The organism is Trinickia mobilis, assembly GCF_017315705.1.
GTDB classification, from domain to species: Bacteria; Pseudomonadota; Gammaproteobacteria; order Burkholderiales; family Burkholderiaceae; genus Trinickia_A; species Trinickia_A mobilis.
The window spans coordinates 25216-39387 of sequence record NZ_JAFLRF010000030.1 but is presented as its reverse complement, the minus strand read 5'-3'; the positions used below and the strand labels follow the sequence as shown (position 1 = coordinate 39387).

The 14172-nt window shown below is 61.5% G+C and carries 11 protein-coding genes; 6 read left to right on the top strand and 5 right to left on the bottom strand.

Annotated elements, in window-relative coordinates; genetic code table 11:
• Positions 1-5 precede the first annotated feature (5 nt).
• Positions 6-2963, top strand: coding sequence for a molybdopterin-dependent oxidoreductase (locus tag J3489_RS27980; RefSeq protein ID WP_207003760.1), 2958 nt, complete (start codon positions 6-8; stop codon positions 2961-2963).
• The gene (locus J3489_RS27975; RefSeq protein WP_207003758.1) at positions 2933-3805 is read left to right on the top strand and encodes a 4Fe-4S dicluster domain-containing protein; all 873 of its coding nucleotides are present in this window, start codon (positions 2933-2935) and stop codon (positions 3803-3805) included. Before J3489_RS27980 ends, J3489_RS27975 begins: the two co-directional genes overlap by 31 nt.
• Positions 3806-4058: 253 nt before the next feature.
• Here the strand turns inward: J3489_RS27975 and J3489_RS27970 are convergent, their stop codons facing one another.
• From J3489_RS27970 to J3489_RS27955, 4 genes are all read right to left on the bottom strand, one after another.
• Complete coding sequence (locus tag J3489_RS27970) at positions 4059-5057, bottom strand: ABC transporter substrate-binding protein (protein WP_207003757.1); 999 nt, start codon at positions 5055-5057, stop codon at positions 4059-4061.
• A gap of 253 nt (positions 5058-5310) precedes the next feature.
• A complete protein-coding gene (locus J3489_RS27965) occupies positions 5311-6297 on the bottom strand; it encodes a 2Fe-2S iron-sulfur cluster-binding protein (RefSeq protein WP_207003755.1) in 987 nt (328 codons plus the stop codon).
• 55 nt (positions 6298-6352) lie between these two features.
• A complete protein-coding gene (locus J3489_RS27960) occupies positions 6353-6823 on the bottom strand; it encodes an aromatic-ring-hydroxylating dioxygenase subunit beta (RefSeq protein ID WP_207003753.1) in 471 nt (156 codons plus the stop codon).
• A 2-nt stretch (positions 6824-6825) separates the two neighbouring features.
• On the bottom strand, positions 6826-8097 hold the full coding sequence (locus J3489_RS27955; protein ID WP_242540371.1) for an aromatic ring-hydroxylating dioxygenase subunit alpha: 1272 nt from the start codon (positions 8095-8097) through the stop codon (positions 6826-6828).
• A gap of 163 nt (positions 8098-8260) precedes the next feature.
• Between J3489_RS27955 and J3489_RS27950 the strand changes: the two genes are divergently transcribed.
• Positions 8261-9049, top strand: a complete 789-nt coding sequence (locus tag J3489_RS27950) for an IclR family transcriptional regulator domain-containing protein (RefSeq protein ID WP_242540370.1) — start codon at positions 8261-8263, stop codon at positions 9047-9049.
• A 139-nt stretch (positions 9050-9188) separates the two neighbouring features.
• Here the strand turns inward: J3489_RS27950 and J3489_RS27945 are convergent, their stop codons facing one another.
• On the bottom strand, positions 9189-9974 hold the full coding sequence (locus tag J3489_RS27945; RefSeq protein ID WP_242540369.1) for an IclR family transcriptional regulator domain-containing protein: 786 nt from the start codon (positions 9972-9974) through the stop codon (positions 9189-9191).
• 176 nt (positions 9975-10150) lie between these two features.
• On the opposite strand from J3489_RS27945, the gene J3489_RS27940 reads away from it, so the two are divergent.
• From J3489_RS27940 to J3489_RS27930, 3 genes are all read left to right on the top strand, one after another.
• Positions 10151-10909 (top strand): SDR family NAD(P)-dependent oxidoreductase, encoded by a 759-nt coding sequence (locus J3489_RS27940; protein WP_207003750.1) that lies wholly within the window; start codon positions 10151-10153, stop codon positions 10907-10909.
• An 11-nt stretch (positions 10910-10920) separates the two neighbouring features.
• Positions 10921-12378: an NAD-dependent succinate-semialdehyde dehydrogenase gene (locus tag J3489_RS27935; protein ID WP_207003749.1), complete on the top strand. Its 1458-nt coding sequence runs from the start codon at positions 10921-10923 to the stop codon at positions 12376-12378.
• 443 nt (positions 12379-12821) lie between these two features.
• Positions 12822-14036: a substrate-binding domain-containing protein gene (locus J3489_RS27930; protein WP_207003748.1), complete on the top strand. Its 1215-nt coding sequence runs from the start codon at positions 12822-12824 to the stop codon at positions 14034-14036.
• The last annotated feature ends 136 nt before the right edge of the window (positions 14037-14172 follow it).

Genomic DNA, 14172 nt, shown 5'->3' with positions numbered 1-14172 from the left:
TTCTCATGCAGCGAAAAATCCTTGTACTTATCCTCTGGCTCATGCCGACCGTCCTGCGTATTGCGGCCCGCAAGTTTCCGTCCGTGCGCGCGCATCTCGCCACAGGAAGCGGAGTCATCCAGCTACGGCTCAGAGACAACAGTCTCGCGAGGCAGCTTCATTTCAAGGACGGCAGCGTGTCCGGACGCTGGGGAGTGTGCCCCGAGCCCGACGCAGAGCTTGTCTTCATGGACGTTGCGACAGCGCACAAGATGCTCGCGCCGAAAACCGATCATGCGTTCCTGATCGATGCGCTCAAAAATTTCAAAATCACGCAGGGCGGAAGCGACCAGAAGCTTGTGTGGTTCGGCCAAATCGTCAACGCGATGAAGACGGCTGCGTGGCGCAAGGGCATGCCGATGAAGGACGGAACCACGCGTTACGTCACACTCACCAATGGCGGCCCAGTGTTCGTCTTCGTCAAGGACGACAAGATCGTTCGCACCACGCCCATCGATCTCGAAGAGGATGACGGACCGAGCTGGAGTATCACTGCAAGAGGTCGCCGGCTTTCGCCGGCACGGCGCGCGACGGTCAGCCCGCACGCGCTCTCCCTCAAATCGCTCGTGTACTCCGAAAAGCGCCTCCTCTATCCGATGAAGCGCGTCGACTTCGATCCCAATGGCGAACGCAATCCCCAGAATCGCGGGATCTCGGGCTATGAACGCATCAGCTGGGACGAAGCGCTCGATATCGTCGCCGGAGAAATCCGCCGCATGAAGAAGGACTACGGCCCCGGGGCCATAGCCATGGTCACGGGCGCACACCACCAGTGGGGGAACATCAACTACTACCTGAGCGCGATGCTGCGCTTCGGCAACCTGATCGGCTTTACCCGCGTCGAACCGAGTCCGATCAGTTGGGAAGGATGGTACTGGGGGGCCATGCATCACTACGGCAACAGCCTGCGCCTGGGCACGCCGAGCTTTTACGGCACGACCGAGGACTGCCTTCAGCATGCCGAGGTCATCGTGTTCTGGTCGAGCGATCCCGAATCGACCAACGGCGTTTATGGCGGCTTCGAAGGCACCGAGCGCCGGCTGTGGGCCAAACAGCTCGGCATCGAGTTCGTGCATATCGATCCGTATCTGACGCATTCCGCTCAGTTCCTCGGCGGGAAATGGCTGCCGATCAAACCCGGCTCCGACTCGGCGCTCGCGATCGCCATCATGCACGAATGGATGATTATCGGCAGCTACGATAAGGAGTACGTGGCATCGAATACGACGGGCTTTGACGAATGGAGCGCGTACGTCCTCGGGAAAGAGGACGGCGTAGCGAAGACGCCGGAGTGGCAAGAAGCGGAGACCGGTGTGCCCGCGAAGGATGTCCGCAGTCTGGCGCGGTTGTGGGCGTCAAAGAAGACTTATCTCGCGGCTGGCGGCCTGGGCGCAGGCTTTGGTGGTGCATGCCGAACCGAGACGGGTGCGCAGTGGGCGCGAAGCGTCGTCATGATGATGGCAATGCAGGGGTGGGGAAAACCGGGGATCAACTTCGGCAATTTGCAGATCGGTGCACCGCAGGACCTCAATTTTTACTTTCCCGGGTACGCCGAGGGCGGAATCTCAGGCGATCTGAACAACACTGCGAGCGCGGCCAACAACTACTGCCGCATGCCTCACATCATCACGATCAACCCGGTGAAGCAGTCCGTTCCCCGGCAACGGCTGGCCGAAGCCATCGTGCAGGGACACTCGGAGGGCTACGCGTGGGACGGCTTCTCGGTCGAGGGACAATTTGCCCAATACTCGTATCCGAGACCGGGCCATTCCCGCATTCACATGCTGTACCGCTACGGCTCGTCATCGTTCGGCACAACTCCCGGATCACACAGGCTCGTTGAAGCGTATCGTCATTCATCGCTCGAATTTATCGTCAACCAGTCGATCTGGATGGAGAACGAGGCGCAGTTTGCCGACATCATCCTGCCTGCGTGCACCTCGCTCGAACGTGATGACATCGCCGAATGGGCGAACTGCGGCGGCTACATCCAGCATGCACAGACCCAGCTCAATCACCGTATGGTGATCATGCAGCACAAATGCATCGAGCCCCTCGGCGAATCGAAGTCGGACTATCAGATCTTTCTGGAGATCATGACAAGGCTCGGATACGGCGGGATGTTCTCGGAAGGCGGTTGCTCCGAATTGGCCTGGTGCGAGCGGACGTTCAATTCAACCGACTTGCCCAAGCAGACTACCTGGAAGAAGTTCCTGCAAAAGGGCTATCACGTCGTGCCTCCGCCGAAGGACGACGACCAGCCGCCTGTCGACATGCGCTGGTTTGCGCAAGGACGGCCGAAGGATCTGCCGGAAGCGAATCCGCTACCGGGCACGTATTCGACCGGCTTCGGCGACGGTCTGCCGACGCAGTCAGGCAAGTTCGAGTTCGTGCCGTCGAGCCTGCGTCGCATCGAACAGATCGATCCCGCAAGGCCGGCCGTCAACCGATACATAAACCGCGCCAGCACCGCGAAACAACCGTTTCCGCTGCAGCTCGTGACCAACCATCCGGTCTACAGCTTCCATACGCATGCGGATGGCAAGAACAGTCACGTCAGCACGATCGACGAACACCGGATGAAGGTCGGCGGATATCGATATTGGGTTTTGCGAATGAATGCCCGGGATGCCGAGACTCGAGGCATACAGCGTGGCGATCTGGTTCGGGTCCACAACGCGCAGGCGTCGGTCATCTGCGCCGTGGACGTTTCTCAGCTCGTCAAGGCGGGAGTGGCGCGCGGCAACGAGTCGTGTGCCGAGCTCGACCTGATCGAGACTTCGGTGGGCCTGGTCGATCGCGGAGGCTGTCTCAATCTCCTGACGCCAGGAGGAAAAATGAGTCCGACCGCAGATGGGATCATGCCTAATACTTGCTGGGTGGAGGTGGAAAAATGGGACTCGAAACTCGAGAAAGCAGCGTGAGCGGCTGGGCGCTGGTCGTTGACGTTTCACTCTGCATCAATTGCAGAAATTGCGTCCTCGCGACCAAGGACGAGTACAGCGGCAATGCCTTTCCGGGTTATTCCGCGCCTCATCCGCCGGAAGGCCTGGAAACGATCCGGATCGAACGTCACGTTCGCGCAGAGGGCTCGCTCGTCGATGTCACCTATATCCCGAAGACCTGTAATCACTGTGACAACGCGCCTTGCGTCAAAGCGGCGTCGGACGGTGCGATCTACAAGCGTCCGGACGGTGTCGTCGTGATCGACCCGGTCAAGTCGCATGGCCGGCGCGATCTGGTCGAGACATGCCCTTACGGCATGATCGAATGGAACGAACAGGAACAGGTGCCGCAGAACTGGAACTTCGACGCTCACCTGCTCGACGCCGGCTGGAAAGAGCCGCGCTGCGCGCAAGCCTGCCCCACCAAGGCGATCCGTGCGTTGAATATCGCGGACGCCCAATTGGCGGAGATGGTCGAGAAAGACCATCTGTCAGTCATTCGCCCCGAGTTCGGCACCAAGCCGCGCGTCTTCTACAAGAATCTGGAGGACGCACTCAGCCATCTGGTGGCGGGCAACGTCTGTGAGGACCTGGGTGGCGGTCAACTGCGCAATCTGGAGGGCGCCGAAGTTGTCCTGCACGACTCCTCCGACGGAAGCGAGCGCACAACCAGGACCGATCATTTTGGCGACTTCCGATTCTCTGGGCTGATTGCGCCGTCCTCGCGTATCGAGCTGCGGGTGAGAAAGGGCGGAACGGAAAAGGTTATCGCTACAAGAGACCGCACTGGCAGCGTTAACCTCGGCACACTACTCTACTGAAGCCCGTGAGTGGCCAATAGATCGGCGCGGGAATCACGCCGGGCCCAGCGTTGACTTTTGGCCACCTCACGGCGATGGCGCTTACCGCAGCAGCCCGGCCGTATAAGCGCGACCAATCGCAACCCATATCGGCCTTCGCTTGACACGTCGTGGGGTTGGCTTGCCCGGAAAATCACGTGGCACGGAGGTTGAATCTTGAATCATGTTCGCACGTCCGCCTGTTCGTTGGCGGACATGCGATATTCCGCTGGAATCAGATCTTGAAGCTTTCGAGGCTGGCAGGATGGAACAACTCACGCGCCTCAAGCCGACGGCTGGACAATCCCTCGGCATGATGGCGTGCAAGGAAGCGGTCGATAGTCTGCTCGTTTTCCTTGAAGCCGTACGGCCAGAAGTCGAAGCCCATCAGCTTGCGCGCCGCCCGCAACTGGTCTTCGACGAACGGCAAAGTAACCTTGGTCGCACCGGTCTCGCTGAGGCGCGCGAGCGCGAGGGCCTTCGATTTCTCGAATGCCTTGACGAGTGCAGCCGGCAGCCACGGATGCTGATCGGTGAGCGTCTTTCTGACACCGAGCGTGTGCATGATCGGAAACAGCTTGGTGCGTGCATACCAATCGGCCGCAGTCTTATGTGGATCGTCGAAGAGATACCGAACCTGCGGATGGCCCTGGTCAAAGCAGGACGGCGCGCGCGGACCGATGACGGCATCGATCTTCCCCTCCGCCAGAAGGCTGGAGATGGTTTCACCTTCGGGGGCGTCTTCCAGCTTGATGTCGTCCGGCAGGTTCAGCGAAATTTTCTCGACTCGGGTTGGATCTTCGTAACCGCCGCGCACCCAGGTCACATCCGACGCTTTCACCCCATACTCTTCTTCGAGGAGAAGCCGGACCCAGACATTGGCGGTGAGCTGGTACTCGGGTACCCCAATGCGCTTGCCCTTCAGGTCTTCAGGTTTGTTGATCCCCCGGTCCGCACGCACGTAGATCGACGTATGCCGGAACGCCCGCGACGGAAAGACCGGCACGGCGGTATAGGGCGACGTGCCCGCAGCCACCTTGACAGAATAGCTGCTGAGCGACAGCTCGCAGATGTCGTAGTCGGCGTGCCGAAATGCGCGAAAGAAGATCTCCTCGGGTTCCTGCAGCATGAAGACCGGATCTACGCCGTCGATCTGAACATCCCCATCGATGAGCGGCCGCATGCGGTCATAGTTGCCAACGGCGATAGACAGCCGGAGTTTGTGATTTCCCATTACCTCTTCTCCTTGTTGCGGAACGATAGAAACGAAAGCGTCAGCCCGAGCCAGCCAGGCAGACTGGGAGGCCGATCAGATCTACCTCACGTTATCCTATGTCGCATGATCCTACTAAGCATTACATAAGTCAAGGATCATGGGGCCATTGATCGGCGTGCCGCGCTGCCGGTAACGCCATCACTTATGGTCGAACGGCACCCCATCGCCAGCATCGGAAACGACTGCGTTCGTTCAAACCTTGCCATGCGCGTCAGCCGGTGTGAACGAACGCGTCGCTGAAGAAGTCGTCTTCTGGCAAGCCGGCCTTCACGAAGGTGTCGCGCGCGGCGCTCGTCATCGACGGATTGCCGCATGCGTACACCTCATATCCCGCGAGCGAACCGAAGTCTTCGAGCACGGCCTCGTGCACGAAGCCGCGCCGGCCCGTCCACGCCTCGTCGGCTTCGGACAGCACCGGCACGAACTTTACGCGGCCACTGTCGTGCCATTTCTGCGCGAGTGACGCGAGGTAGAGGTCTTCGGCGCGGCGCGCGCCCCAGTACAGATGCAACGGCCGCTCGAGCTTGCGCTTGATGGCATCCTCGACGATCGACTTCACCGGCGCGAACCCGGTGCCTGTCGCGAGCAGCACGGCAGGCCTGTTCGACCCTTCGCGCAGCATGAACTCTCCGAACGGCAGCTCAATGCGCAGCCTGTCGCCCTTCGCGAGGCGGCCCAGCACGGCTTCGGAAAACCGGCCGCCGGGCACGTGGCGCACGTGCAGCTGCACGCTGTCGTTTTCGTGCGGCGCATTCGCCATCGAATAGTTGCGCCGCGTGCCGTCCTCCAGCTCGATCTGCAGATACTGGCCGGCACTGAACTTCGCGCGCACGCCCACGGGCAGCCGCAACTGCAGGGTGCTGACATCGCCGGCCGGCTGCGTGATGCGATACACGGAGGCCTCGAGCGTCTTGCGCGCGATGGGGTCGCGCTTCTCGATGCGACGCGGCGCGATCGTCAGGTCCGTGTCGGGGCGCAGGCAGCACAGCAGCGCGCGCTCGACCGGCGCCGCCACTGCGCCCTGCACCGGAGAACGCCCCTCGCCCGCCACGAGGCGTCCTTCGCAGGACGCGCAGACGCCCTTGCGGCACGAGTACGGCACCGCATAGCCGGCGCGTTCGGCCGCGTCGAGCACGGTTTCACCGGCCGTGCATGGGAACGTTATGTCGCTGTCAGCGACGGAAATGCGAAAATCCACGATATCACCTCGATGCGTTGTCAGCAGATGTCGGTCGAAGGCAGGTTCGCGGGCGTCATAGCGGCAACGCGAGCAACGTGTCGATACGCGAGCTGTCGGACACGACGACCCGCTCGCGCAACCGCACGCCTGCCTCGTCGCGCACGTACACGTCGCAATAGCGGCCCGTCGCGAACAGGTCAGTGGTCCCGTCGCGCATGATGCGCGCGACCATGAACGAGGTTTCGCTGCGCGCCTCGGTGCCGTCGTCACTGATCACGTACGGTTGCCCGAGCAGATGGCGGTAGGCGTGCCGTTCATAGATATTGGCGTCGCGCAGCGACGCGACCCGGTCGACCAGCATGCCGTGCGAGGCCGCGTAGATCATGCTGCCCACGAGGCCGCGGCGATGGTTGTCGGCGGTCGTGACCCTGTAGACGCACGACGTGGTGAAGAACTCGGGCCACTGCCCGAGGTCGCCGTCGTCGATGCAGCGCACGTATTCGGCCTGCGCACGGGCGATCAGTTGGTGGATGTCCTGCGTCATCGTCAATATCCCATTGCGTTACGGTAGGCCTTCCAGAAGCCGCGAATCGAGGCTTCCGTCACGCGGCTCGCGCTGCTGGTCGTGCCATCGCCGCCCATCTCGATCACCGAGCGTGCATCGCTTGCCCCGTCGATGCCGCGCTGCACGAAGCCACCTACGCAGCCGTCCTCCATCGAGACGTACCCGGCCGGGCCCACGAGGTTCGCCTGGCGCAGACGCATTTCCCGCAACTCGGGCGTATCGTCCTCGAAGCCGAGATAGATCCAGTTCAGTTCGGTCCGGCGCGCGCCGCGCGGCAGGATCTGGCGCACCGCGATGGCGTTCTGGATCTGCTGGAGCACGAAGCCAGGAAAGACTGAAAGAATCTGCAGGGTGATGCCGTCGCCGAACTCGTCGGTGCCCGCGAGCACCGAGGTATCTTCGAGGCGGTGGCCGCTCTCCGAGCGGATGTTCTGGGCCGCGTAGTCCTTCGTGGCCGTCTGCGTCGCCGCTTCAGCCGCGTGATCGACTGCTGAATAACTGACGTGATGCCCGCCGCTGGGGTCGACGATGATGCCGCCGCGCTGCGACAGCTTGTTCAACTGGAAAGTCGTGAAGAACAGATGCAGGATGCTAGCATGATAGGAATCCTTAATGTTCTCGAAATAAAGTTTCCAGTTGTTCGGCAGCATTTGCGTGAAGCGGCCGAGTACGACGGACGTGCGGTTTTCGAGCACGCGCGCAATGCGTTCGACGATCTCCTCGCCAAGGTATTCGTCGAGCGGCGGCACGTCGTCGGAGAAGCTGCCGAACACCAAACCGTGCAGCGTCGCAACGCGCAGCTTGCGCAAGCCGTGATCGCCGAGACAGAAGTCTTCCTTCATGCCGCCCTGGCCGTTGATGCCGTCCCGGAACGCGACGCCGAGCAGATCGCCCTGCAGGCTGTACGTCCAGGCATGGTAGACGCAATTGAAGTCCTTCGCGTTGCCCGCGTTTTCCAGGCAAACCATCGCGCCGCGATGCGCGCAGCGGTTTTCGAACGCATAGAGCTCGCCGTCCGTGTCGCGCGTGACCACCACGGGAGCATCGCCGATGAACGTGCTGCGGAAGTCACCCGGATTCGGCAGCTCCGCTTCGAGGCACAGATAGCTCCAGTTCGGACCACGAAATATCGCTTCCTGCTCGTCCGCATAGACTTCGTCACTCTGGAACAGCACATAGGGCACGCGCGTGACGCCCTCGGCGGGCCACTCGATGCTGGCGCGGCGCGCCGGCTGGATGGGGATGATGTTCAAGTTGCTGACTCCGTAGAGGGCGTTTGCCGAACGCCGATTACCGGGGCCTCGGCGGGACTGCAGTTGACAGCCCCTCCCAGGTGTGTTCGAATATCGGACATTGTTCGATATACGACCCAATATGACACCCATCAAAAGCCCTGTCAATACAGAGGAGCGCGCTATGTCGCCCGTCAAGGATGAGGCCGGGACAACCCAGGCCCACGCGAAGGAAGGCATGGGGGGGCTGGCCAAGGGGCTGGCCATCATCGAGGCGTTCGGTCCGAACACCACGCGCATGACCGTTTCGGACGCGGCGCATCTGGCTGACCTGAGCCGCCCCGCAGCGCGGCGCTGCCTGCTGACGCTCGTCGAGCACGGCTATCTCGCCCACGACGGCAAGTTCTTCACGCCGCTGCCGCGCATGCTCCGGCTGGGTAGCGCCTACCTCAGCACGTCGTCGCTGCCGCAGATTGCGCAACCCCTGCTGGCGAGCACGCGCGACAAGCTACAGGAGTCCGTCTCGCTGGCCGTGCTGGACGAGGGTTATGCGGTTTTCATCGCACGTGCGGAGGCGGTCCGTATCGTGTCGACGGGCGTGAAGCTCGGCGGCCGCCTGCCCGCCTATTGCTCAGCCACGGGACGCGTGCTGCTCGCCGGCCTGCCTGAAGAGCAGGCGCGCGCGCACCTCGAAAGCGTGCCCATGAAACGGTTCACCGTTCGCACAGTGGCCAATCTCGAGGGGGTGCTGAAGGCGATCCGGCGCGCGGCAGAGGACGGCTACGCGATCAGCGACGAAGAGCTGGAAATCGGCATGTCGGCGATGGCGGTGCCGGTGAAGAACAGCGCCGGCCAGATCGAGGCGGCGCTGAGCGTGAGCGTATTTTCAGGGCGCGTGTCCATCGATACCTTGCGGGAAAGCTTCCTGCCGGCGCTGCGTGAAACCGCCGGGCGTCTGCAACGCTCGCTATAGGCCGGCTGGCGATTCGCGTATTCGGCCGCGAGAAGTGCGCCCGACTACCGGCGTTTCCTGACGTATGGTGCACGCCACTCACCGCACGACTGCGAGCCACACAGGCTCGCTGACGATGCATGGCCGGACAGGCGGAGCGCTACAACAGGGCGGCAAGGTGGCGGCGTGCGATCTCAAGTTCTGGCAGCAGGTGTTCCACTACGCCTTCGCGCGTCATGCGGCTTGTGGCCACCGAAAGACTCATGGCCGCAATCATTTCGCCACGCGCGTTGCGGATCGGAACGGCGATTGAGCGAATTCCAATCTCCAGTTCTTCATCGATGATGGCGTACCCGTGTCTGCCCACAAACTCGATCTCTTTCATGATGCTGGAGGTCGTAGTGAGGGTGTGAGGCGTCAGAGCGGGACGTGCCATTCTGTTCAGCATGAATCTCACCTCGGCCGGCGGCCGCCCCGACAGCAGAACGCGCCCTGTGGCACTACAGTAAGCAGGCAAGCGCGAGCCAACACCCAAACCGCTCGACAGGCTGCGCCGATGCGTTGAGCGCGCTACGAAGACTGCATCCTGCAAATCCAGCACAGCGATCGAGGCAGACTCTTGCGTGCGTTCGCTGGTGATCTCCAGGATAGGTTGCGCGACCTTGGTCAACGGATCAGAGGCTACATATGCGTAGCCCAGCCTCAGTGCGCGTGGTGCCAGGACAAAACTGTGACCGTTCTGCGCGGCATAGCCCAGCCTGCACAGCGTCAGCAAACTGCGTCGTACCGAACCCTTTGTATGGCCGGTTATCTCCGCCGCCTGTGTCACGGTCAACGGCCCTCTTTTCATACCGAATGCTTCGATGATGGACAGCCCTTTTTCGAGCCCCATCACGTATTCGGGTTCGTTTTCCCGTGATTCTTTCTCGCCCGCATGAGACGCCATAGACCCTCGCGAAATTCGAATTTCGTACAAAAGTCCGGTATCCGGACATTGGAGCCGGGTTCGTTGACACCCGATCAGCCTTTGCCGATATTGCGCTACATACCACAGGGCAAGCGCCCCACAGGAACATAGACCACTCATTGTCACCTGAAGTCTTCTGACGTGCGAAGGAAACCATGAAACCTGAATTACCCAAGCGCATTATTGTCACTGGTGGTGCCAGCGGCATTGGCTACGCTTTCAGCGAACACCTTGCACAGCTGGGGCATCGTGTCGTCATCGCCGACCTGCGTGGCGCGCACGATGCAGCAGCACGTCTTCGTGAGTCCGGACATCAAGTCATTGGCGTGCGCACGGACGTTGTCAGCGAGGCAGATGCCGCTGACATGGCGGCCGCAGCAGTCTCGGAGTTCGGCGGAATCGATGGCCTCGTCAATAACGCCGCACTGTTTACCACTCTGACGCTCAAGCCGTTTGAGCAGATCACCAATCAGGAATGGATGCGGGTGATGGAAGTCAACACGATGGGCCCATTCAACTGCGCCAAAGCGGTGTTGCCACATCTGCGCCAGAGCGGTCGGGGGCGCTTGGTCAACATCGCTTCCACTGTGCCAATCAAGGGGCCGGTGAATATGGCGCACTACGTGGCCAGCAAGGGGGCCGTCATTGCCTTCACGCGCGCCCTTGCGCGGGAACTGGCGAAGGACAGCATTACGGTCAATGCGATTGCTCCGGGCTTCACGCTAAGCGATGGCGTGCTGCAGACCGATCTGCAAGACCGTATTGGCGAAAACGCTCGTACTGCCGGCCGCTGTATCCAGCGCGATCAGGTGCCAAGCGACCTCGTAGCGGCACTGGCTTACCTGGTTAGTGATGGTGCGGGCTTTGTCACCGGCCAAACCCTCGCCGTGGACGGCGGTAGTGTATTTCTTTGAGTCAGACCGCCATGGACACCACAACCGCACAATACGAAGCACTTGCCCTCTACATCGGTGGCCGTTTCCTGAGCGCCGATGGGCGGCCCGAACAGGATGTGATTAACCCTGCGACTGGCAAGGCGTTCGCCCGCTTGCCGCACGCTACGCCCCAGGATCTGGATGATGCCGTGAACGCAGCGGCGGATGCATTCCAGGTCTGGCGACACACACCGGCGATCGAACGCTCAGCATTGCTGCGCCGCGTCGCCTCGTTGATCCGGGAGCGCGCCCCACAGATCGCCCGTAACATTACGCTCGACCAGGGCAAGCCCTTGGCCGAAGCCATTCTGGAAGTACAAAGCTGCGCTGAGCACGCTGAATGGCATGCTGAGGAGTGCCGGCGTATTTATGGGCGCGTGATCCCGGCGCGCACGCCGGGCGTGCAGCAGACGGTCTCCCGTGATCCCATAGGTGTTTGCGCTGCATTCACACCCTGGAACTTTCCCTTCAACCTGTCGCTACGCAAGGTGCTCGCTGCCTTGGGCGCGGGCTGCACGCTGGTGCTCAAGGGCCCGGAGGATTCGCCAAGCGCAGTGGTGGCGATGGCGCGTATATTTCACGATGCGGGTTTGCCGGCGGGATGCCTGAACGTCGTCTGGGGCGTGCCGTCCGAGGTTTCCACGCATCTGATCAACGCTCCGGCGGTGCGAAAGATTTCGTTCACGGGCTCCGCCACTGTCGGCAAACAGCTGGCTTCGATGGCCGGCGCGCAGATGAAGCGCATGACGATGGAACTGGGTGGCCACTCGCCGGTGCTGGTGTTCGACGATTCCGACGTGGAACAGGCCGCGCGTTTTCTGGCGCGTACCAAGACACGCAATGCCGGTCAGGTCTGCATGGCACCGAGCCGCTTCTTCGTGCACGAAAGAGCCTATGAGCGGTTCGTGGATGCCTTCACCGCCGAATACGCACCGCTACGGGTCGGAGACGGCCTCGATCCGCAGACCCAGATGGGGCCGCTGGCCCACGAGCGACGCGTGGACGCAATGCTGTCCCTGGTGACGGACGCGCGGGAGCGCGGGGCATCGCTGGTGTGTGGCGGCAGTCGTCTGTCTGAAACAGGTTGCTTCTTCCCCCCTACCATCCTCACCGGCGTGCCCGACGACGCGCGCCTGATGGTCGAGGAACCGTTCGGCCCCGTTGTGCCAATCACAAAATTCAGTACCACTGAAGAGGCATTGGCACGTGCCAACGCGCTGCCATACGGCCTGGCTTCCTATGTGTTCACCAATTCGATCGCGACCGCCGAATACGTTGCTGGCCGTATCGAAGCCGGAATGGTTGGCATCAACCATTCCGGCCTGGCGCTGGCCGAAACGCCGTTGGGCGGTGTGAAGGAGAGCGGTATGGGCAGTGAAGGAGGCATTGAGACGTTCGATGGCTACCTCGTCACCAAGTTCGTGTCGCAGGCCAGCCGGGTGCCCTGACAACAACGCGATTGAAGTACGGGGGCGACGAACTCGGCGCCTTGACGCAGGAAATCGGTGAACGCCGCGCGAATGCGTCAGTCGACCCCAAATGAGCTCGCCGGCCCAGGCACCGCAATAGGCGCGCCTGGGGAAGCGAATCATCTTGATCCCGCCTCCCCCCTCTCATTTTCAGCCTGCGGACAGCTGCGCAGCTCCCGCCCCTTCCTTACCCTTGCACGCGAAGCGCATTCGGCCGCCCCCGGCGCGTTCACTGCCCCCTCGCCAGGGACTTTCCCTAGGGGCCTTGACTTCACTCATTCCGAAACCCATTATTCTATATAAATTGATCTTGCAACGCATTGTTTCACTTAGGATCGCGTGACAATGCCGCTGCAGGAAAGCTCCATTTTCCTGATCGGCCCCTGTCCATTACTCATCCACCATCCACGGCGAGGATCACCATGTTCTTCAAGCTTCGCGTATCGCAAGCTGCAGTGCAAAAGCTGCAAAGTCCGTTCTTTGCGCAAGAGATTGCGACCGCTCATCAATGCGGCCTCAAGAACTGGCGCGATCTTCGATACCGGCGAGCGAAGATGCTCGTCTCGGCTATGCAAATATGCGCCAGCCTGCTTCTTTCCGCGGGTTTCACCTGTACCGCCGTTCACGCGGCGCAAGATTCCATCACGAACCATCAAGGCGACATCACGCCGTTGTGCGGCACGAAACCGATGATCGTCGGCGTGTCGGACGGCTACGGCGGCAATACGTGGCGCAAGACCGGACTCGCGGAAGTCAAGGACGAGCTCAGTCGCTGCAAGAACGTCACGCGGGTCATCTACAGCAATGCCAACGGCGATCCGCAGAAGGCGAATTCCGACATCAACAGCATGGTCGCGCAGGGCATCAACGTCCTCATTCTGCTTCCCGACTTCGGCGCGGTGCAGCTTCCCGCCATGCGGGCGGCCATGAAGGCGGGCGTCGCGGTCGTCCCGTACTCGGCTCAGATGGCTGGCACACCTGGCCGTGACTACGTCGTCAACGTGGTGGGCGACACGAAGCAGATCGGTGTCCTGTGGGCCGACTGGCTCGGAACGACAGTCAAGAAGGGAAATGTCGTGTTCATGGGGGGATCGCCCGGAGCGACCACCTCCCAAAACTTCATGGATGGTCTGAGAGAGGGACTCAAGAAATATCCGGAGCTGAAGTTGCTCAACCAGCAGTACATCGTGACGAACTGGAATCCCGTCGACGCCCAGAAGGCCACGGTCGGTCTCATCGCGCAGTATCCGAAGATTGACGCCATCGTGACGGACGGCGGCGAAACCGCGCTGGCCGCCGTAAAGGCATTCGAGCAGGCGCACCTTCCGGTCCCCGCCATCGCGACGATTGCAAGCGACAACCAGGTGAACTGCCATTTTCTCGCGGCGAAGCAGTCGGGCAAGCCCTATCCCTATTACACGCTCGACGGCACGACGACTTACGTGCGCTTTGCCGTGCGCCAGGGTGTAGCGGCCTATCAGGGAACGGCAGATAAGGAATCGCCGTCGATTCTTCCCTTTGCCTACGCGGACAGTACCAAGGGCCTCTATCCGAAGTGCGATCCGTCCGCTCCGCCTGATGCCGACCTCACCTCCGCGCTCCCGCCGGAAAAGCTGAAGGCCGTGTTCGAGCATTGATAGCTGAAGACGAGTCACGAACAAACAGGACTCAGTTCTACAAATCGATTGGGTCGCGAAGACCTTTCCAGGCGTGCGGGCACCTGAGAACACGACGTTCTCGGTGCCTGCGGGCGAAGTCCACAGTCGCGCCGGA